The sequence below is a fragment of the Acinetobacter sp. CAU_H_S170_2 genome, assembly GCF_058890445.1.
In genome coordinates this window covers 2889998-2911967 of sequence record NZ_JBZYAE010000001.1, presented here as the reverse complement: position 1 = coordinate 2911967, position 21970 = coordinate 2889998, and the positions used below count along the sequence as shown (strand labels likewise).

Annotated in this window: 27 protein-coding genes and 1 pseudogene; 12 read left to right on the top strand and 16 right to left on the bottom strand. The window is 42.4% G+C overall.

The window, feature by feature from the left end; translation table 11 throughout:
- Positions 1-55 precede the first annotated feature (55 nt).
- The 4 genes and pseudogenes from AC5EUN_RS14305 to AC5EUN_RS14290 all read left to right on the top strand — a co-directional run bounded on the left by AC5EUN_RS14305 (position 56) and on the right by AC5EUN_RS14290 (position 1684).
- Positions 56-316, top strand: coding sequence for an RNA recognition motif domain-containing protein (locus AC5EUN_RS14305; protein WP_004692489.1), 261 nt, complete (start codon positions 56-58; stop codon positions 314-316).
- A 41-nt stretch (positions 317-357) separates the two neighbouring features.
- Positions 358-721, top strand: a pseudogene (locus tag AC5EUN_RS14300) (ASCH domain-containing protein).
- A gap of 75 nt (positions 722-796) precedes the next feature.
- Positions 797-1300, top strand: coding sequence for a DUF6586 family protein (locus AC5EUN_RS14295; RefSeq protein WP_004978994.1), 504 nt, complete (start codon positions 797-799; stop codon positions 1298-1300).
- Between the two features lie 105 nt (positions 1301-1405).
- Positions 1406-1684 carry a hypothetical protein gene (locus AC5EUN_RS14290; RefSeq protein WP_004692486.1) on the top strand — a complete coding sequence of 93 codons (279 nt, stop codon included), beginning with the start codon at positions 1406-1408 and terminating at the stop codon, positions 1682-1684.
- 56 nt (positions 1685-1740) lie between these two features.
- On the opposite strand, the gene AC5EUN_RS14285 is transcribed toward AC5EUN_RS14290, so the two are convergent.
- The 4 genes from AC5EUN_RS14285 to AC5EUN_RS14270 all read right to left on the bottom strand — a co-directional run bounded on the left by AC5EUN_RS14285 (position 1741) and on the right by AC5EUN_RS14270 (position 5613).
- Positions 1741-3456: a cation:proton antiporter gene (locus AC5EUN_RS14285; protein WP_159153379.1), complete on the bottom strand. Its 1716-nt coding sequence runs from the start codon at positions 3454-3456 to the stop codon at positions 1741-1743.
- Positions 3457-3600: 144 nt separating this feature from the next.
- Positions 3601-3756: a 50S ribosomal protein L33 gene (gene rpmG, locus AC5EUN_RS14280; protein WP_003654787.1), complete on the bottom strand. Its 156-nt coding sequence runs from the start codon at positions 3754-3756 to the stop codon at positions 3601-3603.
- Positions 3757-3768: 12 nt separating this feature from the next.
- Positions 3769-4005, bottom strand: a complete 237-nt coding sequence (gene rpmB / locus AC5EUN_RS14275) for a 50S ribosomal protein L28 (RefSeq protein ID WP_000048256.1) — start codon at positions 4003-4005, stop codon at positions 3769-3771.
- A 159-nt stretch (positions 4006-4164) separates the two neighbouring features.
- Positions 4165-5613 carry a coniferyl aldehyde dehydrogenase gene (locus AC5EUN_RS14270; protein WP_159153378.1) on the bottom strand — a complete coding sequence of 483 codons (1449 nt, stop codon included), beginning with the start codon at positions 5611-5613 and terminating at the stop codon, positions 4165-4167.
- A 116-nt stretch (positions 5614-5729) separates the two neighbouring features.
- On the opposite strand from AC5EUN_RS14270, the gene AC5EUN_RS14265 reads away from it, so the two are divergent.
- The 5 genes from AC5EUN_RS14265 to AC5EUN_RS14245 all read left to right on the top strand — a co-directional run bounded on the left by AC5EUN_RS14265 (position 5730) and on the right by AC5EUN_RS14245 (position 9399).
- Entirely contained in the window at positions 5730-6431 is a 702-nt protein-coding gene (locus AC5EUN_RS14265) for a TetR/AcrR family transcriptional regulator (RefSeq protein ID WP_005400842.1), read from the top strand.
- Positions 6432-6502: 71 nt separating this feature from the next.
- Positions 6503-7369 (top strand): formyltetrahydrofolate deformylase, encoded by an 867-nt coding sequence (gene purU, locus AC5EUN_RS14260; RefSeq protein WP_004692478.1) that lies wholly within the window; start codon positions 6503-6505, stop codon positions 7367-7369.
- A 215-nt stretch (positions 7370-7584) separates the two neighbouring features.
- Entirely contained in the window at positions 7585-8352 is a 768-nt protein-coding gene (locus AC5EUN_RS14255) for an energy transducer TonB (RefSeq protein WP_178896049.1), read from the top strand.
- Positions 8353-8371: 19 nt separating this feature from the next.
- Positions 8372-8995, top strand: a complete 624-nt coding sequence (locus tag AC5EUN_RS14250) for a MotA/TolQ/ExbB proton channel family protein (protein WP_004692475.1) — start codon at positions 8372-8374, stop codon at positions 8993-8995.
- The gene (locus AC5EUN_RS14245) at positions 8995-9399 is read left to right on the top strand and encodes an ExbD/TolR family protein (RefSeq protein WP_004692473.1); all 405 of its coding nucleotides are present in this window, start codon (positions 8995-8997) and stop codon (positions 9397-9399) included. The genes AC5EUN_RS14250 and AC5EUN_RS14245 overlap by 1 nt, the downstream gene beginning before the upstream one ends.
- A gap of 57 nt (positions 9400-9456) precedes the next feature.
- On the opposite strand, the gene msrA is transcribed toward AC5EUN_RS14245, so the two are convergent.
- The 5 genes from msrA to thyA all read right to left on the bottom strand — a co-directional run bounded on the left by msrA (position 9457) and on the right by thyA (position 13251).
- On the bottom strand, positions 9457-9984 hold the full coding sequence (gene msrA / locus AC5EUN_RS14240) for a peptide-methionine (S)-S-oxide reductase MsrA (RefSeq protein WP_159153376.1): 528 nt from the start codon (positions 9982-9984) through the stop codon (positions 9457-9459).
- A 115-nt stretch (positions 9985-10099) separates the two neighbouring features.
- Positions 10100-10558, bottom strand: coding sequence for an META domain-containing protein (locus AC5EUN_RS14235; protein ID WP_062035009.1), 459 nt, complete (start codon positions 10556-10558; stop codon positions 10100-10102).
- 95 nt (positions 10559-10653) lie between these two features.
- Positions 10654-11706: an Lnb N-terminal periplasmic domain-containing protein gene (locus tag AC5EUN_RS14230; RefSeq protein ID WP_159153375.1), complete on the bottom strand. Its 1053-nt coding sequence runs from the start codon at positions 11704-11706 to the stop codon at positions 10654-10656.
- A 26-nt stretch (positions 11707-11732) separates the two neighbouring features.
- The gene (locus tag AC5EUN_RS14225) at positions 11733-12245 is read right to left on the bottom strand and encodes a dihydrofolate reductase (RefSeq protein ID WP_159153374.1); all 513 of its coding nucleotides are present in this window, start codon (positions 12243-12245) and stop codon (positions 11733-11735) included.
- 163 nt (positions 12246-12408) lie between these two features.
- On the bottom strand, positions 12409-13251 hold the full coding sequence (gene thyA, locus AC5EUN_RS14220; RefSeq protein ID WP_148826757.1) for a thymidylate synthase: 843 nt from the start codon (positions 13249-13251) through the stop codon (positions 12409-12411).
- A 497-nt stretch (positions 13252-13748) separates the two neighbouring features.
- Here thyA and AC5EUN_RS14215 point away from each other — a divergent pair, with 497 nt between their 5' ends.
- The gene (locus AC5EUN_RS14215) at positions 13749-14258 is read left to right on the top strand and encodes a hypothetical protein (protein WP_010325875.1); all 510 of its coding nucleotides are present in this window, start codon (positions 13749-13751) and stop codon (positions 14256-14258) included.
- 39 nt (positions 14259-14297) lie between these two features.
- On the opposite strand, the gene AC5EUN_RS14210 is transcribed toward AC5EUN_RS14215, so the two are convergent.
- The 3 genes from AC5EUN_RS14210 to lgt form a co-directional block, all read right to left on the bottom strand.
- A complete protein-coding gene (locus AC5EUN_RS14210) occupies positions 14298-14666 on the bottom strand; it encodes a hypothetical protein (RefSeq protein ID WP_062035003.1) in 369 nt (122 codons plus the stop codon).
- Positions 14667-14669: 3 nt separating this feature from the next.
- Positions 14670-15053, bottom strand: coding sequence for an AzlD domain-containing protein (locus AC5EUN_RS14205; protein WP_125280825.1), 384 nt, complete (start codon positions 15051-15053; stop codon positions 14670-14672).
- Between the two features lie 100 nt (positions 15054-15153).
- The gene (lgt, locus tag AC5EUN_RS14200; protein WP_159153372.1) at positions 15154-15966 is read right to left on the bottom strand and encodes a prolipoprotein diacylglyceryl transferase; all 813 of its coding nucleotides are present in this window, start codon (positions 15964-15966) and stop codon (positions 15154-15156) included.
- 93 nt (positions 15967-16059) lie between these two features.
- Between lgt and AC5EUN_RS14195 the strand changes: the two genes are divergently transcribed.
- Complete coding sequence (locus tag AC5EUN_RS14195) at positions 16060-16842, top strand: NRDE family protein (RefSeq protein WP_159153371.1); 783 nt, start codon at positions 16060-16062, stop codon at positions 16840-16842.
- A 41-nt stretch (positions 16843-16883) separates the two neighbouring features.
- On the opposite strand, the gene AC5EUN_RS14190 is transcribed toward AC5EUN_RS14195, so the two are convergent.
- The 4 genes from AC5EUN_RS14190 to tatA all read right to left on the bottom strand — a co-directional run bounded on the left by AC5EUN_RS14190 (position 16884) and on the right by tatA (position 20836).
- Positions 16884-19193, bottom strand: coding sequence for a PhoX family protein (locus AC5EUN_RS14190; protein WP_159153370.1), 2310 nt, complete (start codon positions 19191-19193; stop codon positions 16884-16886).
- Positions 19194-19365: 172 nt separating this feature from the next.
- Positions 19366-20145, bottom strand: coding sequence for a twin-arginine translocase subunit TatC (tatC, locus tag AC5EUN_RS14185; protein WP_159153369.1), 780 nt, complete (start codon positions 20143-20145; stop codon positions 19366-19368).
- Complete coding sequence (gene tatB / locus AC5EUN_RS14180; RefSeq protein WP_159153368.1) at positions 20142-20597, bottom strand: Sec-independent protein translocase protein TatB; 456 nt, start codon at positions 20595-20597, stop codon at positions 20142-20144. Before tatB ends, tatC begins: the two co-directional genes overlap by 4 nt.
- Positions 20598-20614: 17 nt before the next feature.
- Positions 20615-20836 (bottom strand): Sec-independent protein translocase subunit TatA, encoded by a 222-nt coding sequence (tatA, locus tag AC5EUN_RS14175; RefSeq protein WP_148826751.1) that lies wholly within the window; start codon positions 20834-20836, stop codon positions 20615-20617.
- Positions 20837-20995: 159 nt separating this feature from the next.
- Between tatA and AC5EUN_RS14170 the strand changes: the two genes are divergently transcribed.
- On the top strand, positions 20996-21880 hold the full coding sequence (locus AC5EUN_RS14170) for an AEC family transporter (RefSeq protein ID WP_159153367.1): 885 nt from the start codon (positions 20996-20998) through the stop codon (positions 21878-21880).
- Positions 21881-21970: the final 90 nt, after the last annotated feature.

Sequence of the window (21970 nt, the reverse complement as noted above, 5' to 3'; positions counted from 1 at the left end):
AAGTAGCGTAGGCGATTGCTTTTTGATGATTTTGCCTATTTTTGAAGGTTGTAAGATGAAAATTTTAGTTCGTAATTTAGAGCGTACAGTGGCTGAAGCTGAACTGCTTGAATTATTTAAGCAATATGGCACAGTTGCATCATGTAATTTAATCCTTGATGCAGCAACAGGTAAATCGAAAGGTTTTGCTTTTGTTGAAATGCCGCATGCACGTGAAGCGATTAAAGCCATTAAAGGTCTTAATACACTACGTTTACATGGCACTGGTATTCGCGTCAAACAGGCGGAAGATAAGCCTGAGAAGCCAGAAGCATAAGTAAAAAAGGAGCAATGGATGCTCCTTTTTTATGGGATAAAATGAAAAAAATCTATCCAGCTTTATCGATTGTTGCACCGATGGGACGACAAATTTCTCAAGGAAATAAAACCTTAGAGATCCGTTCTTGGCGACTAGAGCAATGGCCGCTCAAAGATTTGATTATTGTGGAAAATAAGCACTATTTAACCCACGAGGACGATGAAGAGTTGGGGGTATGCTGTTGCTATGGTTGATGTTGAGTCGATTCACTCATGGAGAGAAGATGAGCTTGATTCGGCGATGGCATCATATTCGGAAGAGGGATATTGGGCTTGGGTACTCACAAATGTGCGTCCAATCCATATTTCGATGCCTGTCATAGCAAAAAGAAAGATTTATTTTATTGAAATAGATCATGCATAATTTTTATTATGCACTGCTGTATAGAAAGATTACTCTTAGAATTGTTATAAACGCCAAAACTTAGGAACACCCTTCATGACTCGTGTTGCCCGTTACCATGCTGATCGCACTAACCAAAAACTCTACTTTGCTCGACTTTCATGTCAACAAGCAGAACAAATTGATCATGTGCAACAAGCTCAGGCTTACCGTGAGGCTGCTGTGTTTCACTTGCATGGCGCGGTGCTTGCGTTTCTACAAGAGTTGGTCCGTTACTACCGCTTAAATGACTTTACCCCGACCTTGAAGTCCATAGAAGAGCATATGGCAGCTAAAGGCCAAGTCTCGCCTGAAGTGACTGTGATGCAACAACTGTCGAAAGAAGGTTTCATTGCCGAGTTAAAACGTGCTTATCGCTTGTGTCAGTATGCGCCAGAGCCGAGTACACCTGAACCTGAGTCAGAAACTTCATCGAATCTGATCATCAAAGTAACTCAAACCCCTCAGGCATGGTTACCCGATACCAAAATTTTACGTGAGTGGCATCGAGACTTAACGGCGTTGATCGATGGCTTTCGGAATGAGATGGTTGAATTCTAAAAGCGATGACCAGCGCTTGAAGTTTGAAAATTTGTCCTTATATCAATAAGTCTAAGCGAAGCAAAGTGCAACTGCCTTTGCCACCATGTTGAACATGGAGGAAATATGTCTATAGAACAATTGAAAGAATTATTTGGAAATCAAGAAGCCATTTTAGAATTGGTTCAACTTGAAGGTGGTGAGCTCGCACTACGTAACGCAGGTTCGGAGAGTGCGCCTTTAGTCACGATCCAGTTTAATGAAGAGCTCAAAGCATTATTGGGCGACCAGACAACAGTCGTTGCTCAGCAGATGGTGCAAGCGGCTTTATACGGCTTACTTGAAAAACAAGTAGGCGAGTGGCAAGCGGAAGTGGTGGACGAAAAGCCACAGTTCTTCAGCTAAGCCGAATAAGAAAAAACGCACTGAACAGTGCGTTTTTTGTATCCAGTGTTGGTTGGTTAGTGGGTGGGTGCTTGATGATGTGCAATCTGAATTTGATTTAAAATATGATTGCTCATATTTTTCGCCATTTCCTCTTTTGCAAAATAAACTTCACCAATTTGATCGCGGCGAATCACTTCGGCTTCTTCTTTGCTTTCCGCACATACCAAAACCTGAATCTCAGGATTGAGGGTTTTGGCAATATCCACGATTTTATGAATATCTAAAATATCCATCGGGGAAAGTACCAACAGGCGCGCATGTTGAATATGGGCTTGAATCAGTACGCCAGGGTCTGTCGCCATCCCAGAAACAGCCGCAATGCCTTTTTCACGCAGGTTTTCTACAATTTCACGGTTTTCTTCCGCAATCACTACTTTAATGTCTTCAGCCATCAATTGTTTGGTAATGCGACGGCCAACTTCACCATGCCCAACAATCACCACTTGATCACGTAAATAGTCTTGTGAAACTTCATCAGGTAGCATTGCCAATGGGTCACCACTACGTTCCAGTAAGCGTGCTAGATGCGAGCGCTCACGAATCCAGCGTTGTACAGGCTCAATTGCGGAGAACACAAAACTGTTTAAGGTGATGGAGATGAGTGCTCCTGCCAAAATTAGGTTTTGCCCTTCTAGGGACAATAGTTTAAGTGAAACCCCGAGTGTGGCTAAGATGAAGGAAAACTCACCAATTTGTGCCAGTGAAGCACCGACGGTGAGTGCCGTATTGATGGGGTAGCGAAAAAAGAGCACCAGTGCCATAGCGGCAATGGTTTTGCCGATCATAATAATTGCAACGACTGCAAGCACATGCACAGGTTGTTCCACTAAGATGCGTGGGTCAAATAACATGCCCACTGCAACAAAGAACAAAATGGCAAAAATTTCACGTAGAGGGAGAGTTTCTTCTTCGGCGCGGTGGCTAAAGTCAGACTCTTTAACGACCATCCCGGCAAAGAAAGCGCCCAGTGCCATGGAAACACCGAAAATTTTGTACGCGCCAAAGGCGATTGAGACCGCAGCAGCCACCACGGTTAAGGTAAACAGTTCACGTGAACCAAGTCGAGCAACAAATTGCATGATCATTGGAACAAGACGTTTCCCGATGATCAGCATAAAAGCGATGAAACCTACCACTTTAAGTAAGGTGATGCCTAAGGTAAGCCAAATGTTATCATCAGCACCGCCTGCAAGGGCCTCTCCACCGAGTAGCACTGCTGTAGCGGGTAAGAGTACCAGCACCAAGACCATGACCAGATCTTCAACCAAGAGCCAACCTACGGCAATTTTACCGTTGACCGAATTGAGTAGACCACGGTCTCCCAGTGCTTTGAGTAATACCACTGTACTGGCACAGGACAGGCTTAAGCCGAAGACCAAGGCAGAGCCAAAACTCCAACCCCAGATCATACTGACGCCTATTCCGAGCAGGGTCGCGACAGCAATTTGTAAAATAGCACCAGGCAGTGCAATGCGTCGAACTTGTAATAAGTCATTGAGGGAAAAATGCATGCCCACACCAAACATGAGGAACATGACCCCAAGTTCAGCCAATTGGTTCGCTAGATGAATGTCCGCGACAATACCCGGGGTATTGGGACTAATAATGATACCCGCAATCAGATAACCAATGAGTGGGGGAAGGCGTAAGCGTACGGCAAGATAGCCGAAAATGAGCGCGAGCCCAAAACCGACAGCAAGTAATATAATGAGATCTACGTCATGAGGCACTAAAAACTCCTTAAGCAAAAGTTAAGGGTGAAAAAGAAGCAAAGCACAAAAGGTGCCAAAAGAGATTAAAAGTTTAACAAGTCGAACGAAAAAAAAGCAAAAAAAAACGACCTAAAGCAGGTCGTTTTTTCCAAAAAACTAAAATTATTTAATTTTAGCTTCTTTGAAGATTACGTGTTGACGGATTTTTGGATCAAATTTTTTGATTTCCATTTTTTCCGGCATAGTACGTTTGTTCTTAGTTGTGGTATAGAAATAACCTGTACCAGCAGTAGAAACTAGGCGAATTTTATCACGCATTGTTCAGACTCCTTAGATCTTTTGACCTTGAGCACGTAGGTCAGCAACAACCTTCTCGATACCCAATTTGTCGATAATACGCATACCTTTTGTAGTTAGACGAAGACGTACGAAACGTTTTTCGCTTTCTAACCAGAAACGGTGGTGATGCAGGTTCGGCTCGAACCGGCGTTTGGTTTTGTTATTGGCGTGCGAGACGTTGTTGCCAACGACTGGACGCTTGCCGGTAACTTGGCAAACCTTAGACATGGTGAACTCCATTGCTAGACAGCACCGATTGTGCGCTAGTTATTAAGTAAACGGATGAAATCATTCAAGGGGCGTTTTATACCAAAAATGCGCTTAAAAGACAAGCGATTTTCATTAAAACTAGGCATGAACCCGTGCGATAGGTCATGCCTTGATCATTTAGCGAAGAAGGGTCTTTGAAATCAACTTGTGAATTGGTTTGTTAAACGGTGGGAGAATGAATTTCAAGCTATATAACTTGGGATTCGACATCACTGACCGTTCATGCGACAAACTGAAGAAACCTTCTGGACCATGATATTTCCCCATACCTGATGCACCAACGCCACCAAATGGTAAATCGTCTTGTGCGACATGGGTCAAAACCGTGTTTTGTCCGAAATGCCCTGAATGAGTACGCTGTGCAACATAATCTGCACGCGCCTGATCAAAGTCGAAGTAGTATAATGCAAGTGGACGCGGACGGCTATTAATAAACTCGATAACATCGTCTATTTGATCATATTCCATGATCGGCAGCAGTGGTCCAAAGATTTCGTCTTGCATAATACGCATGTCAGGCGTGACGCCAGTTAACAGTGTAGGGGGCACTTTACGTGTATTGGAGAAGGTTTCATGGGCTGGGTTGATTTCAACCACTTGTGCTCCATGCTCACGTGCATTTTCAAGATAACCTTGCAAGCGGTTGTATTGGCGGTCATTAATAATTGAAGTGTAGTCTGGATTATGCAGAATGTCAGGATACATCTCTTCCACACACTCGCGGAAGTGTTCAATGAACTCGGCAGTTTTACCTTTAGGCAAGAACATATAGTCAGGTGCCACACAGGTTTGACCTGCATTCCACAGTTTACCTGCAGCAATCCGCTGTGCAACATCCCGTAAATGAATAGAAGGATGTACTAATACTGGTGATTTTCCGCCAAGTTCGAGGATCAATGGAACGAGGTTCTCTGCCGCAGCAGACATGACGGTTTTACCGACATTGGTTGAACCTGTGAAAATCAGTTTGTCAAAAGCCAGACGACAAAAGGCATCCGAGATCGCACCACCGCCATTGGTCACGGAAACTAATTCTTGAGGGAAGGCTTCAGAGAGCGCTTTTTCAAGGATGCGACCAAAGTTACCCGATGAACTAGAAATCTTGATCATGGCATGGTTACCTGCCGCCAAAGCACAAATTAAGGGTCCAATCGAGAGTAATAGAGGATAGTTCCATGGGGTAATAATGCCGATCACACCTAAAGGTTGATATTGCACCCATGCTTTAGCCGGCTGGTGAATGATGGAAACGTGACGTTTCGAGGGTTTCATCCACGTGGTTAAATGCTTGCTATAATATTTGATGTGTTCAAGGCAGGTGAGTAATTCCCCAATTTTGGTTTCACTGGTGGAACGGTTGCCGTAGTCTTGATTAATTGCCTCTGCAAATTGATCTTGATACTTAACTAAGATACGCTTAAGTCGTGCCAAACGGTCAATACGCTCTTTTGCGGTTGGCAATGGATAACGTAAATAAGCGTGCTTTTGCTGTTCAAGCACATCATGTAGGTGCTGAATATCATAAGAATGTGGTGTCAATGAAGTTGTTTTTGTTTGACTGTTCATGCCGCACTACCATTTCAAATTTCAATTTATGTTTAATTTTTAGAGTAATTGCTCTAATTAGTCAAGTTACTTTATGTGTTAGTCTTCTAATGCTCTGAATGAATGGTTATTTTAGGATGTCTCAAACTAAAACGTTGAAAACCAAAGAACGTATTTTGCAACTCAGTTTGCAGCTTTTTAACGAGCGTGGAGAACGTTCTGTTACGACCAATCATATTGCAGCTGAATTGAATATGAGCCCGGGCAATTTGTATTATCACTTTCGCAATAAAAGTGAAATTATCAAAGAGCTCATGGAACAGTATCAAGGCGAAACGCTACAGATGCTGGCTTTGCCCGATGACCGTCTGTTAGATGCTAATGATAAAATTCGTTATTTTCAGGTGCTAAGCAGCCAGTTGTGGGCTTATCGCTTTTTACACCGTGATGTCTATCATTTGGTTGAAAACAATGAAGACTTCCGCAAGATGTATCCACGTTTTGCAGGGCAGGTGATGCAACAAGGGCAAAAGATCTATCAGGCCTTTGTTGATGCCGGTCTGATGCAAATGACGTCGTCAGAAATTGAAGCCCTGATTATCAATTTATGGATTGTACTGACCAACTGGACCAACTTCCTTTATATGTCGGGTCATATCACTGACTCCAATACATTAGAAGAAAAGTGGGTTTGGCAGGCACTGCGTCAAATGGTGTTCTTAGAAGGGGCCTATTTGCGTGGTGAAAGTCGTGAGACGTATGAGCGGTTGTTGGATACGATGGGGCCGTCTGAACTGTTTTCGAGCTTGGCGTCATTTAAATCGGATGATAAGCCATAAGGTGTTTTGACAGCTGAGTAAAAAGCGCTAGAATACTCGGCTTGATTTTCATTTTACTGATTTAAACTGACATGAATATGACAACTGCTAACACGGCACGTTTACTGATTACTTGTGAAGATAAGCCAGGGATCGTGCAAGCTGTATCGAGCTTTTTGTATCATCAAGGCGCGAATATTACTGCGCTTGATCAATACGCGACTGAAGCTCAGGGCGGACGTTACTTTATGCGTGTTGAGTTTGAACTAGACAATTTACAGTCTCGTAAAGAAAGCATTACTCAAACTTTTGCTGCAAATGTAGCAGAGCGTTATGAAATGCAATGGCGTTTGGCGCTGGTCAGCGACGTGAAAAAAGTCGGGATTTTGGTGTCTAAAGTAGACCACGCCTTACTTGAGCTATTATGGCGTCATGCGCGTGGTGGTTTGCCGTGCGAAATTACCAAAGTGATTTCTAACCATGAAACTTTACGTGAAGCGGTTGAGAACTTTGGTATTCCGTTTGAAGTTGTCCCTGTAACGAAGGACAATAAACGCGAAGCTTATGCTGAAATTGATGAATTAATGCAAGGCAATGATTTATTGGTACTTGCGCGTTATATGCAAATTCTAGATGAAGCATTTGTCGAGAAGTGGGAAATGAAAGTGATCAACATTCACCACTCCTTCCTACCTGCTTTTGTTGGCGCAAACCCATATAAGCAAGCGCATGAAAAAGGTGTAAAACTTATTGGCGCAACCGCGCACTATGTCACTGCGGATCTGGATCAAGGTCCGATCATTGAGCAAGATGTAGAGCGCGTGAACCATGACTTTACGGTTGATCAATTACGTGAATTGGGTCAGGATGTTGAACGTAACGTCTTGGCACGTGCAGTGAAGTGGCACTTAGAAGACCGTATTATTGTTGATGGTAACAAAACAGTCGTTTTCCAATAAAAAATTGGTTGCAAGCAAGACTGAAAAAGGCATACATTAAGTATGCCTTTTTTGTTTGAGTACGATTAGAAAAAACCATAAAAAGTGACAAATTAATAGTTGCAAATGAAAACACTTCTCATTTATCATTGCGCTACTTTATTGTACTAACCGATAAGCGTTATAGTGGAAACCAACCCAGTGGCCACTTCGCTTAAATTAGGTCACCGATTTTAATGAGTTCAACAGTTATTTCTCCTATGCAGACTCCCAACCCGATGAAAAAGAAAGTTCTTGCTGCTTTGATCGCGGTTGTCGTGGGCCATATGGGCGTATTGTGGGCAGTGAACCACATGAAAGCTCCTGAACTCAAACCGATTGAAAAAGAACCCTTGAAGGTTCGCTTCGTTAAAATTCAAGAACCACCAAAACCGCTACCACCTAAGCCGAAGGAAGAACCGAAAAAGGAACCGACTAAGCCGAAGGAAGTGAAGATTGTGGAGAAACCACAACCGACCCCACCGAAAAAGGTAGAAAAGGTTCAACAAGTTAAAAAAGCAGAAGTGGTTAAACCGGTTGTTAAACCAACCGAAACCCCAGTAAAACCGACAGTCACTACGACGATTACAGAGAAAAAAGTCGAAAAGCCTGTCGAGAAACAAGAACAAGCGAAACCTGTTACTCAAGCTGAGCCTGCCGATACTTCACCGCGGTCGGTGTCGATTGGTGGTTCAGGTGTGCAATGGAGCCGCTCTCCAAAACCAGTTTATAGTAATCAAGATTTACAAGGTGAAAACCGTCGAGTCGTGGTGCTGATTGAGGCGAATGAAAAAGGGGCGATTGTGAATGCCCGTATTACGCGCTCAAGTGGTGTGCCTGCTTTAGATGAAAAGATTTTAAGAGCTGTCAAAGGCGCTAAATTTAAACCTTATAAAGAAAATGGTGTGGCTTACCCAATTCGGGCTGAGCAACCATTTGATTTAGAATTGAATACAAAACGCTAACTTTATCAGGAGTTCGAGTATGAACTTTTCAGTTTATTGGCAACATGCTGATGCAGTCAGTAAAACACTGTATTTCATCTTGTTGGCAATGTCGATTGCAACGTGGACCATCTTTGTTTTACGTATCATGGGTACACGTCAATTGAAACAACAAGCTTATGCTCAACTTTCGCAAGCTTTAGCTAAGTTAAAATCAAAGTTTGCTGTATTGAACTTTGAACAACGTAAAGCTGTTGCAGAACAAGCACTCCTTCGTCAAATTTCTGCTGAAAAAGCGAATGCTGAGAAAGGTGTTTCAGTTCTAGGTACGATTGCATCGCTTGCACCGTTCGTTGGTTTGTTCGGTACAGTATGGGGGATTTTCCATGCCCTGGTTGCTGTTGGTAAAAGTGGTCAAGCGGGCTTAGCGCAAGTTGCAACTCCTGTAGGTGAAGCACTGATCATGACGGGTTTGGGTTTAGCTGTCGCGATTCCTGCTGTGTTAGCGTATAACATCTGTGCACGTGTAAACCGTACTTTGGCACATGAGCTTCAAGACCAAGCACACGGCTTGCTCATTGATACCATGTTGCAACAAGACTCAGCACCTGCGGCAGTAGAAAGTAAAGCGACTCAACAAGGTTTAGTTGGAGGTCAAGCTTAATGGCTTTTCAATTGGGTGACGATAACGATGCTGGCATGAATGAGATGAATCTCATTCCGCTGATCGATATTATGCTGGTTTTGATGATCATCTTCTTGGTGACAGCGACCGTTGCCAACCCATCAATTCCATTAACTTTACCAAAAACGACGGCTGATATTGTAGATCCTCCACCTAAAGCCATTACGGTGAGTATTAATGCAAAAGGCGAAGTGGCTTGGGATAATCAAGTGATTAGTTTGGAAGAACTACAAACGCGTTTTAATGAAGCGGGTGAGTTGGAAACCAAGCCAACGGTTCAACTTCGTGCAGATAAAGAATCTCGTTACGATATGGTCGCACAAGTTATGTCTCGTGCGAGTGAAGCTGGACTGGCGGATATTGCTTTCGTAAGCGATAACTAAGTTGATGTTAAAAAAAAGCGACTCTTGAAGTCGCTTTTTTTATGGTGAATGATTGAGTTATTTGCTGTCTTTCAATAAAGCCTGAAACTTAGAGCGCAGCTTCATCAGTTTTGGTGGAATGGCAAAGTTGCAATAGCCTTGAGATGGGTTACGAGCGTAAAAGTTTTGGTGATAGTCTTCAGCCGAATAGAACGTCGGTACAGGGCTGAGTTCGGTCACAATATCGATACCTTCTGCTTTTAAGTCGTCAATCGCTTGCTCTGCATCAGCACGTTGTGCATCATTAAAATAGTAAATGACTGAACGATACTGGGTGCCGACATCATTGCCTTGACGGTTGAGTGTTGTAGGATCATGAGTGGCAAAAAACACATCAAGCAGCTGAGCATAGCTGATTTGAGTTTCATCAAAATCAATTAAAATAACTTCGGCGTGGTTGGTATCGCCACGACAAATATCTTCATACGTTGGGTTGTCGGTATCTCCACCTGCATAACCACTGGTCACTTTAAGTATGCCCTGAAGCTCTAAATAAACCGCTTCTACACACCAAAAACATCCACCACCAAAGAGTGCTTGTTGCATTTTAAAATCCTAATTGTGTTTATATCTGTTTATATAAGGGCTGATTGGTGCAGTACAATGTTGTCTGCTACAGATTAAAAAAGCCTGTGATTACAGGCTTTTTTATAGAAATAATTTAACGTGGTTGAATGGCAGAGCCAAACTGTAGCAGCAAGTTGCCATGTCGATCGAGCAGTTTCAGAGTTTTACCAAACACTTGGTAATGCGTCACTTTTGCCAGCGCTTCTTGGAACTGTTGCGGGAGAGTACTGTTATTGATACAGGCCATTCGGGTGGTTGCGAGCTGGCTCAAGGTGAGCGTATCGCGCCCGACGGTATAGCTGCCCATAATGCGGTTACAGCCATCTGCACCACTGATGCGGTTATCAGCTGAAAACTGAAGGCTTGGAATATTACGTTCATTGGGTGCTGTTTTAATTTCGGTATTGCCAATTTGCGTCAAAATCCAAGTCCGTTGCTGAAGCTGTTGAATGTTGGCCATTTCAATGGTGTCGGATGGCGGTGGTGTCGTTTGGCAGCCAGTCATGATTAAGCTACTCGCTAAAAGACTGCTTGCAATCAGTTTTTTTAACATGGGATCAGATTCTTATTTTGATGTATCGTCTGAACTATCAAAGCAAATTTTGTCCTGGATTGCCAGTTTTAACTTGCAGCTTTTCGTTGCAGACTTTAGCGTGTTTGGTCAACGGGTAAACCCTGACGAATAAGCTGTGAATACTCACGACTGGTTAACTCTATTTCTTTACTTACGCGTGGGTTGATATAGGCTTTTTGATACCATGTTTTCATATCCCACTGTGGACTAATCGCGCCTAAGTCATACAGATAATTCGGTAAATAACCTGAAGCTAAAATACGATAGTCGGTTGGTAAAGCGTCATGTGAAACGGCTTGAACCATATCAAACACCAAGGTGGTGCAATTACTGGTGAGGGTGTTATACCACTTAGGATGTTTGGCGAGCTCGTCTGCCTTATGTAAATACTCTACAAACAGTGCTTTACCTTCAGCCTGTCCGAGGCGAACAGGAAAGAAATAGACTTGTTCATGACGAATATTGCTACGGGTATACACAATATCATGCTCATCTGAGGCCACTAAACTCAGCTCATATTTTCTAAAAAAACCACCAATCGCTGAAAATTCTTCATTTTTCTCTTTGCGAATTTCAATGGAAAAGGTCAGTGGTGCAGTATTGGCAAAATCAAAACTGACCAAGGTATGTGCGATTTGCGGCCCCATCCAGTATGAGGTAATGATATTGACCCCAGTGATTTGATTCAGATTGAAAGAGCGGGTATCCCAATGTTCAGTGTAGGAGCCGTCTGGGTGCCATGTGAAATTGCGGACATTATGAAGGGTGACATGGTCGCCTTGTTTTTCATAATGCAAGATTTTTGCTACTTCAGGTTGCCAGTCGCGGTCTTGGCGAGCATCTAAACTAAAATACCAAGACAACGCCAGTAAAAAGCTAAGGAGATAAAAGATGATATCGAGGCGACGACCAAAAAAGCTTTGGGTGATATAGATGCCTAAAATGCTGAGCGCAAAAGCAATCCAGATCCCAATAAAAATACGGCTGACCAACCAACCCCAAGGCGCTTGAATCCACAATGCAAAACACAGCCAAATTGAACTGAACAAGACAAAAATACTAAACAGGATGTGGAGTAATCCAAAGCCCAGTGCCCGCCAAAATTCTATTTTGATCATGTTATGCATCGTGCTTTTAGCAAAAAGAATATGCTTTATTTTTGATAGGTTGCGAACTCAAAAGCAATTCCAGTTTTGTCATCCATATGTTGTTCTGACGCCACTTTTTTAAATGCTGCTGGAATGGCAGGGTAAAAGACATCCCCCATAGCATCTATATTAATATGTGTTAACTCTAAACGGTCTGCAATATCAATGGTTTGTTGAAATATTTCGCCGCCACCTATGATAAAAATAGTTGTAGGTTTCTCGGAAGATTGAACGTCTTTAATAGAATTTTCTAAAGCTTCCTCAATTGAATGAGCAACTTTGACTCCATCAAAACTCCAGTTTGGATTACGAGTAATTACCCAGTTCACGCGTTTAGGTAAAGCACGCCCAATTGAGTCGAAATTTTTACGCCCCATGATAATTACGCCACCTTGCGTAATTTCTTTGAAGTGTTTTAAGTCTGCTGAAATATGCCAAGGAAGATCGTTATCTTTACCAATACATTGTTGGTTGTCCATAGCAACCACATGTACTACTTCATAATTACTGAAAGTCATAACTCTAAAATCCAAGCCAAATTTAAACAACGCAAAGCAAAATAAATCCCACTTTAACTTAATAAAATGGGATTTAGTTATTGTAACTATAAAATAGGAAATTAAATAGTTACGATTTTTTAAGTTCGCTTAAGAATAGTAGATATTTATTCTGTAAAAGATTTTAAACAGCGACAGGTGCTTTAATCCCGGGATGTGATTCATAACCCACGATTTCGATATCTTCAAATTTAAAGTCGAAAATATCATTAACCGCTGGATTGAGTTTCAGTTGGCACAGCCCTAAAGGTTCACGGCTTAACTGAAGCTTCGCTTGTTCAAAATGGTTGGCATATAAATGCGTATCGCCACCCGTCCAGACAAAGTCACCCACATCTAAACCGCAGACTTGCGCGATCATATGGGTGAGTAGCGCATAACTGGCAATATTAAAAGGCACACCTAAAAATACATCGGCACTGCGCTGATAGAGCTGACAAGACAGTTTGCCGTTATGGACAAAGAACTGGAATAGAGTGTGGCACGGAGGAAGAGCAACTTGCCCAGCTTCTTGTGGATTCCAACCCGATACAATCAGACGGCGTGAGTTTGGATTGGTTTTAATTTCATTGATTAACCAAGCAATTTGGTCAAAACCATCTTTTTCATACAAACCGTCGGCTTTTTTTGTTGCACCGAAATTACGCCATTGATGACCATACACAGGCCCCAGTTCACCTTCTGGGCGACCAAAACGCGCAGTTTGTTCTGCGGTTGACCATTCGTCCCAAATACTGACTTTGTTGTCCTGTAAATATTGCACATTGGTATCGCCTTTTAAGAACCACAATAGTTCAATCACGATTGAACGAAAGTGTACTTTTTTAGTGGTTAATAAAGGGAAGCCTTGAGAAAGATCAAAGCGCATTTGATGACCAAAGACAGACCGCGTTCCTGTACCAGTACGGTCGCCTTTGTCGCCACCGTTGTCGAGGATGTGTTGTAAAAGGGCCAAATATTGACGCATATTTCTCTCATATGTTGGGGGTGATTGCTTATGCGCATTCTAGCTGTTTTTTAGCAAGGATGGAACTTTGGCAGCATAGGGCTTAGCCGCATTGCCCGCTGTCTTTTTATGCTTCAATTTTCTGCTGTCGGGACTGTTTTTATGTATTTTCGGTGCTTTGAAAGTGGTTTTGTACAGGATTTAAACTGAAATAATTTAATTATATTGGATCTAAATAGGCAGTCGTTTAGATGGGCAATCCATTCCATATCTAAGGACTTCATTGCTGATGTTGAAACATTTGAGCTTGAGGCGAATAGGCACTTGGTGAAGGATTAAATTTTTTTAGTTAATTTAGGTTTCAAAAAGTACAGAGAAAAGAAAACTTTAGAAAGGTTGTGTTGCATTTTGAAAAAAAATATTACATTTACGACATGAAAGTTCAATGCTGAGCGGTTAGTATTTCGAACTCGAAAAGTTGCACACCCCTAATGATTGGGAGGAGAGTTGGTTTTAGTATGCCTTATGATCAAAACGTAAATATGAATGACGTCTATGCGCCTGCGCAAACCAATATCATAATACGTTCTCAGTCAGAGCGAAATGTCACCGCTTCGGATATTTTAAGCTCGAAGCAGGCACGAGAAAGGGCTATTAGTAACCATCAGCGTGTGGATATTGAAAAATTTACAGGCTTTTTAAGAAATATTACCCGTCAAACCAGTACCCAAAAATGTGCTAAAAGTATTCGCATTGGCTTAGAGTCTGCGGGTGCACGCTTCAAGAGTCATCCTGTGGCTGCGGCAGATTGGGGTAAGACCTTAACCAGCATTGGTTATCGTAAAATCAACTTATCTTTTGATCAACCTAAAAAAGGCGATATTTATATTATCGACCGTACTGCAAAAAACCGTTATGGACATATTGCCGCTTATTCAGGCAATGGCTGGGTTTCTGATTTTAAACAAAGTGGTTATGCGGTTTACCGTAACCAAAATGTGAACTACAGCTATTATCGAATGGATTAAGCAGATGTTGACGGGATGTAGAGCAACTCCGCATCCCGATTAAATTCTTTTTTCACGCTGTGCGTGAATCGATACTAAAAATAAACCAATTCCACTAAAGCCGATACACTGAAGCGCCAGCGCAATTTTATCTTGCGCGGGTAGATAGCCGAGCAAACAAATCAGGGCAATTAGGGGTAGAAAAACCACCAAACGCGAAAAGCCTTCCTGATACGGATTGCCCTGAGCAATCTTCAAGTGCGCACCGCGCAGCAGATGCGTTGTAATGCCAATCCCTAGACTCAAACCAATAAAAATTGCGCCAAGCTGTTGAACTTGTGCTGCGATAACAATCATCACACAAGTTGCAATACAAATGATGAGTTTAATTTCACGGCTACAGCGTTCCGAATACCAAAAGCTCAACATGGTTTATTTGGACTCAGGCTGAGTATTGCTATGCAAAAGGGATAGGGGGGAAAATAGGCAAATCCCCAGCGCCATAAAACCAATCCCTTGTGCACCTGGAATCAACAGTTCACCATCTTTAATATTCATAAAAATCAGCGCCAAGAGTAGGGCAATCGGAATCCAAGTCAGTAGACGATATAAAAAACCTGTAGGATTTTTGGCGGCAAAATGGATTTTGCAGTAACGACAAATCAGAAAAACAATCCCAGTACCCAAGAACATTAAAATGGCATTGAGGCTCAGGGGTTCCATCCAATACAACACACCTGTTACAACAGCAATTGCGATAAAAATAAGTAATTTTTTAAGAATAGAAATTGATGGATTAAACCAAAATTCGAGCATGGGAGTGATGTATTTAAAAACCAAACATATGTCACTTTAGCATAATTTGGTCCTAAAAAAGGGGGCAATGATGCCCCCAATATTTAATCCGCTCATCGGATTAGCCATTATTCTTTTGTGGACCCCAATCATAGATTTTCTTTTGATAGGCATACCACATCATCCACACGCCGACCAAAATCATTGGCAGACTGAGGAATTGGCCTTTACTCATCCATGCGATAAACAACTGTCCGTTGTCAGGCTCACGGAAGAACTCGACGATGAAGCGGGCCATACCATAACCGATTAGGAATAAAGCTGAAACCGCCATACGAGGACGTGGCTTTGAACTGAACCACCACAGTACGATGAATAACAATAACCCTTCAAAAAAGGCCTGATAGAGCTGAGAGGGATGGCGAATTAGCTGTAGCGGATCCGTTGGGAAAATCATACCCAGTGCAAAGTTTGGGTCTGCAACAGGACGACCATAAAGCTCTCCGCCAATGAAGTTACCAATACGGCCAAACATGAGCCCTGTAGGTACACATGGCGCAATAAAGTCGAGGGTTTGGAACCAAGTCATTTTGTATTTCTTGCACCAGAACAGCATGGCAAGCATTACACCCAAGAAGCCGCCGTGGAAACTCATTCCGCCTGTCCAGACTTGGAATAGCCAAATAGGGTTGGCAAGGAATTGCTCAAAGCCATAAAAGAAGACGTAACCGACACGACCACCAATAACCACACCTAAAGCACCATAAAAGATCAAATCGGAGACCATATCCGGTGTCCAACCACGTTCTTTCGCGCGGTAGCTTGCAAGTCCCCAAGCAAACAAAAAGGCCAATAAATACATCAGTCCGTACCAATGGACTTGTAAAGGGCCAAGTGCTATTGCGACGGGGTCAATATTTGGATAGGTCAGCATGCATATTCCTAGTCATTATGTTTTGAACAGATTTTAGCTGAAAGAGATGAAAAATGTTGTACATTCAATGTGTAAAGATGATGAGTATCGTTTATGTGTATTGTGGCAATAGCATGGCAGGTCTTGGATGAGATGCCATTGTGTTTGATTTCAAATCGAGATGAGTTCTATCAGCGCCCTTCGAGCCATTTAAAGCAATGGGAAAATAGTCCGATTATTGCAGGGCAAGATTTGCAGTCTGGCGGCACATGGATGGGTATAACGCCAACAGGACGTTGGGCAGTTTTAACCAACTTTCGCGATGGAAAGGATCAAACCAGCTATCCAACGTCTCGTGGACATTTGATTCAATCCTTTTTAGAGTCTGAACAAACCCCGATTCGTTTTGCTCAAGACTTAGAGAAAAAACAATGTGACTATGCTGGCTTTAATCTTTTTATGGGGGATCGCTATCAGGCGGTCTATATGAGCAATCGTGGTGAAGCACCACAGGTTCTTCCGAAAGGCGTGTATGTGGTGTCGAATGGTTTGATGACGGAACATTGGGAAAAAACCAAACATTTACGTAAGCGCTTTACCCAAGAGTTCCTACCGATGTTGCAACAATCTAACATCTTAAAAAGCGAGTTAGAGGCGACAGCTTGGGATATTTTGGAGGATGAACGCAAGATTATTCCAGACTTGTTGCCACAAACTGGGATCAGTCAGGATATGGAAGAGCTATTATCTTCGACCTTTATTCAAAGTCCGATTTATGGGACACGCTGTTCTAACTTCCTGCGCATGACCCATGAACAATGGTCTTGGCTTGAAAAGCAGCAGCTGGGTGAGTTCAAAGGAAAAATCACGGAACAGACGGTATTCTTTAAACCATAAAAAATGCCGACATAATGTCGGCATTTACTGCGTTTTTTTTCTTAACCTGCGATCACACCGCCATCATTACGTGTAATGACCACGGTTGCCGAACGTGGACGCGCAGTTTGGTTCGTACGATCGGTTTGGCTTGCAGGCCAGTGGCTGGTTGGTGCATCGTAGCTCTTAGAGTCTTCACCCGGATGTTGCACATTAATGAAAATGGCTTTGTGGTCAGGCGTCATGGTTACCCCTGTGATTTCACATTCAGCAGGGCCTGTGAGGAAACGACGTAAGTTTTCATCTGTAACTTTTGCACCCACAATAGTTGCTTGTTCATTTGGAGCAGTTGCAGCACCGCCATCACCCACTTGACCCGGTAAGGCTGCAAGCATCATACAGTTAGTTGTGTCGGTATACGCGCCATCATCGGTTTGAATCCACAGCACGCCCCGTGGGTCAAACCACATCCCATCTGGTGATGACAGATCGTTGTTATCATTTAAACCTGAGAGGTTAATGTTTTCCGCCATCGCAGCTTCAGCACCAAATAAGTAAATATCCCATTCAAAGGTCTCTGCCGCTGAGTTTTCTTCTTTGAAGCGAATGATATGACCGTTGACATTGCCTTTACCGCCTTCTGGGTCGCTATAGTTACGTGGATTCGCTGCATCGGTTGTATATGCTGTACCACGGTTTGAGTTGTTGGTCAGCGTAACATAAACTTCCCCATTTTCTGGGTTAACTGCGACCCATTCTGGACGGTCCATCTTGGTTGCTTTAACCGTGTCACCTGCTAAGCGTGCAAAGGTCAGGACTTCTGCTTGAGAGCTAAATGGGTAAATGCTGTTTTGTTCATTTAGGCCATTTTGTCCATAAGCCAATTCGACCCATTGTCCTGTACCGTCATCATTAAATTGAGCCACATAGAACTTGCCATTGTTCATGTATTTGTCACCTGCTCGGTAACCTGTGTTAATGTCTTTCGGGTCCCAAGTTGCATCCGAGACAAATTTATAAATGTATTCGCCACGAGAGTCATCCCCCATGTAGAAGGCAAACGGTTGGCCTTCAATTGCACGGCTTGCACGACAGTCTTCATGTGCGAAACGTCCTAGTGCAGTACGTTTTACAGGGTTTTGACCTGCGTTAAACGGGTCAATTTCTACAATCCAACCAAAGGTGTTCGGCCCATTACGGAAGTCTTGTATAGCAGTTGCTCCTTTAATAGTTGCATCCCAACGGTCATATAGATCTTGCGACTCAGCTTCGCCAATTGCGGTTTCCCAAGCATAACGTGAGTTCGTATCCAAATAAACGGTACGATTTTGCTCATCTTTATTTGGGATTTTATTTCCTGCTAGATCAAGGAGGTAAATAATTTGTCCTTTTTCATTCTTCTTCGGGGTGCCATCTGCATTTTTCTCATAAAGATAATCAATACTTAAGCCCAAGCCATAACGTTTTAATGCGATTTTTTCTTTCTCTGAGCGGCCTGAATATTCATCTGCACCAGCGCGTTTAAAGTATCCAATAAAGTTCTCTTCAGTAGTTAAATAAGTGCCCCATGGGGTGTAGCCATTGCCACAGTTATTATGCGTACCACGCGTTTTCGTCCCGACAGGTGAGTATTGGGTCGCAAGTAAAGTAGTGTTGGCAACAGGGCCGTTAAAGTCCATCACCGTGGATGCTGTGATGCGGCGATTAAATAACGAGTTTTGTATAATTTCAACTTTTTGATTGGTATTGTCTTTCTTGATATGAACGACAGAAACCCCATGTGCATTGACTTCACGAATTACTTCGTCTTCAGGACGTCGGCCATTGGGTTTAGTTGGCCCTTTAGGATGTAGGAATGTTGGATTGATGTATTCATGATTCATCACCAAAAGACCTTGTTCTGAGGCAGACGAATCATAACGGCCAGTTGAGTTGTTTAAACCAAAAAAACTCATACCATCATGGCAATCACCTGAACGGAATTGGAAACTCGGACCAGACGGGACATTTTGATCATCCCATGCTGCATATGCTGGGTTAATCGAATCGCCCATTGCATAGAGTACAGTTGCTGTATAGCCTTCAGGCACCGTAACCCAGTCATTTAAGTTTTTATCTACTGGGGTAAATGTTAATTTCTGTGGTCGTACGTTTGGATCGGTTGGAGGCGTTGTTTCATTGTTTGTAGAATTATCATCATCTCCACACGCTGTTAAGCTTGATGCTAATGCTAACGCAGCCGCTCCACTTGCAGTTTTCTTAATTAAGCTACGGCGTGAAATGTGTTTTTCTAAAATATCGCGAAAATGTGTATTGCTTGAGTTATTGTTATCGAGTTCTTGATCTTCGTGATATGGAGTTTGGTATGTCATGTCTTTTCCTAGCGTCTTTGCTTGGTCGTTTTTAGAAAGTTACAAACAAGGTAAAGCGTCAATATGACAGCGTGGTGAAGCTTATATGTCAAAAACATGAAATGATCAGTAGCACATCTAGCCATAAAAAAAGCAGGCAATTTTGCCTGCTCATTGTTTTAAATCGGGGAGCTTAAACTTCAGTAGCTCGCTTTTTTTCAATCAGTTTTCCTAAAAAGAGACCAATCTCAAATAAAAGCCACATCGGTATCGCGAGCATAATCATCGAAAGAGCATCAGGTGGGGTCACAAACATTGCAACAAAAAAACAGCCGACAATAATGAATTTTCGTTTTTCAACCAATTGTTGTGTGCTCACCACCCCAATCAAGATGAGTATCAAGGTAACAATAGGAATTTCAAATGTTAAGCCAAAAACCAAAAACAGTTTTAGACAGAAGCTGAGATAGCTGTTGATGTCTGTCATTGGGGCCACAGTGTCAGGGGAAACACTGATAAAAAAGTGCAAAATGGATGGCAGTGCAATGAAATAAGCAAAAGCCACACCAGCATAAAATAAAGCAATACTACCAATCAAAAGAGGCGTTGCGAGTGATTTTTCTTTTTCGTATAGCGCAGGTTTTACAAAAGCCCAAAGCTGATAAATGATAAAAGGCATGGCCAGCATGAGAGCCACAAAAAAGTTCAGTTTAAATGGCGCCATAAAGGTAGCGGTAACATCCGTTGCAATCATAGATGAACTAATTGGAAGTTGTGCTCGTAAGGGTTCAGATAGCATTTGGTAGCTATGATTGGCAAAAGGCAATAAACAAAAAAACAAAATGAGAATTAAACCGACGATTTTAAATAAATGACCTCTTAAGATGATCAAGTGCTTAGTAATCGGCATTTCTTCAAGCAGCAGTTGCTCTGAATCTTGAGTCACTACAGGGCTTAAGTTGTTAGATTTCATACAGCCTCCCGCATCGGTTCAAAGCTATTTTGAACACAGCCTAAATAAGGTACCGAATCTACAGATGACTTGTGTTTCATAGGTTGAAGTGTAAATACAGGCGCTTTTTGATCTACATACTGATAAGTATGGGAGATATTTTTATTATCGAGTGTGGCAGTTTCTTGGTGTTTTTCATTTGCCAAAATATTTTGTTGTTGTATGTGTTGCATCTGAGCTTGCATCTTTTGTTCAAGCTCCTGAATTCGCTTCATTTCATTTTGCATTTGCTCACGTAATTCAGACATCCGTAGCTCACGGTCAATGTCATTTTGCACATTACTGACCATGCGTTTGACTTTGCCATACCACTTGCCCGCAAAGCGCGCTGCTTCAGGTAATTTCTCTGGTCCAAGAACCAATAGTGCGATAATGCCAAACACCAAAAGCTCTGTCATGCCGATATTGAGCATTGCAAAACTCCAATGACTTAATGTTTGACGGTTGAGTTGCTTGTGTTGCTATTTTGATGTTCTAAGGTACGTGGCTCATTGAGTTGAGCTGCTTCAGCTTCCTCATCACGGATTGATTTTTTAAAGTCTTTCACCGCACCACCGACATCTTTACCTAAGTTCTTAAGTTTGGCTGTACCAAAAAGAAGAATAACTACAATTGCAAAAATTAGTACGTGCCAAATTGATAATCCCGCCATGGGTAGATCCTCATCATTTTTCGTTTCCCCTATATCAACAGGCTTGTGTGACATTGCGGTGACGATGATGTTTCAATTTCAAGACAAAACGATCGCTTCGCACTGATTTTGAGAAAAAGCAGTGTTATGATGATTCGGTGAAATTTCAAGGATATTGAAGTGACGTTGCTGCTCCCTCTGTTGGCCTTTCTTAGTGGTTTATTCCTTGCATCCACTCCATTGGCAACACGGTTGAAAACAGGCTTTTCAAGTCTTTTAGCACGTTGCTTTATTCCGATTGTTATTGTCTACAACATGGTGTTTTATCAGGCTGGTAGCTTTAGTCTGATGTTATTCAGTTTTGTCGTGGCCGTGCTCTTATTTTACTTTTTCCTATATTTTTCAAAGAATAAATTAAGCGCCCTGTGTTTTAGTTATGTCAATATGGCATGGCTAGGCTTTCCTTTTGCGATTGCGTTGTTTGGCACAAAAAATAGTCCAGCAATGGTGGCCTTATATATCGGTGGTTCTATTTTTGGCAATCTCTGGGCAGTGACAGCTGTGAGCCAGACACCGTTAGCTTTTTCATTTATTTTAAAAAAAGTGCTCTGTGCTCCACCCATGATTGCTTTGATTCTGGCCCTCATTTTGCGTTCCGTTGGGGTACAACATTGGTCACAGCATGATCTGATTGATGTGATTTATAGTGCAGCCAAATTTGGTATGAGCTTCTCTGGCATGTGTGTATTGGGCATGTGGTTGAGGCACACCAAAGTTGAGAAAGCGGACCTGTGGCAAAGTGGTCAGACGGCTTTGTTAAAATTAGCATGTGGCGTGGTGCTGTGTGGGCTGAGTTATCGTTACCTCGCTATTCCTAATATTGAACAATATATTGGGGTCATGTTCTTATTGTTCTGTTTACCGCCAGCAGCCAATATTGTGGCTTTGGAAACGCATTATCAAGGTACAGGCACATCGGCAAAATACATTGCTTCAGGTACGATCATCAGCTGTGTCGTGGTGAGTATTTATGGTTTATTGCTACATGTATTCGCTGTGATCTAAGCACTCACTTTTAGCTAGAAATACATAGTACTGCTACGCAAGGGCGATAGAGGAGAATATGGAAAATCTTTCGCCACCGTCCTCCCCGAG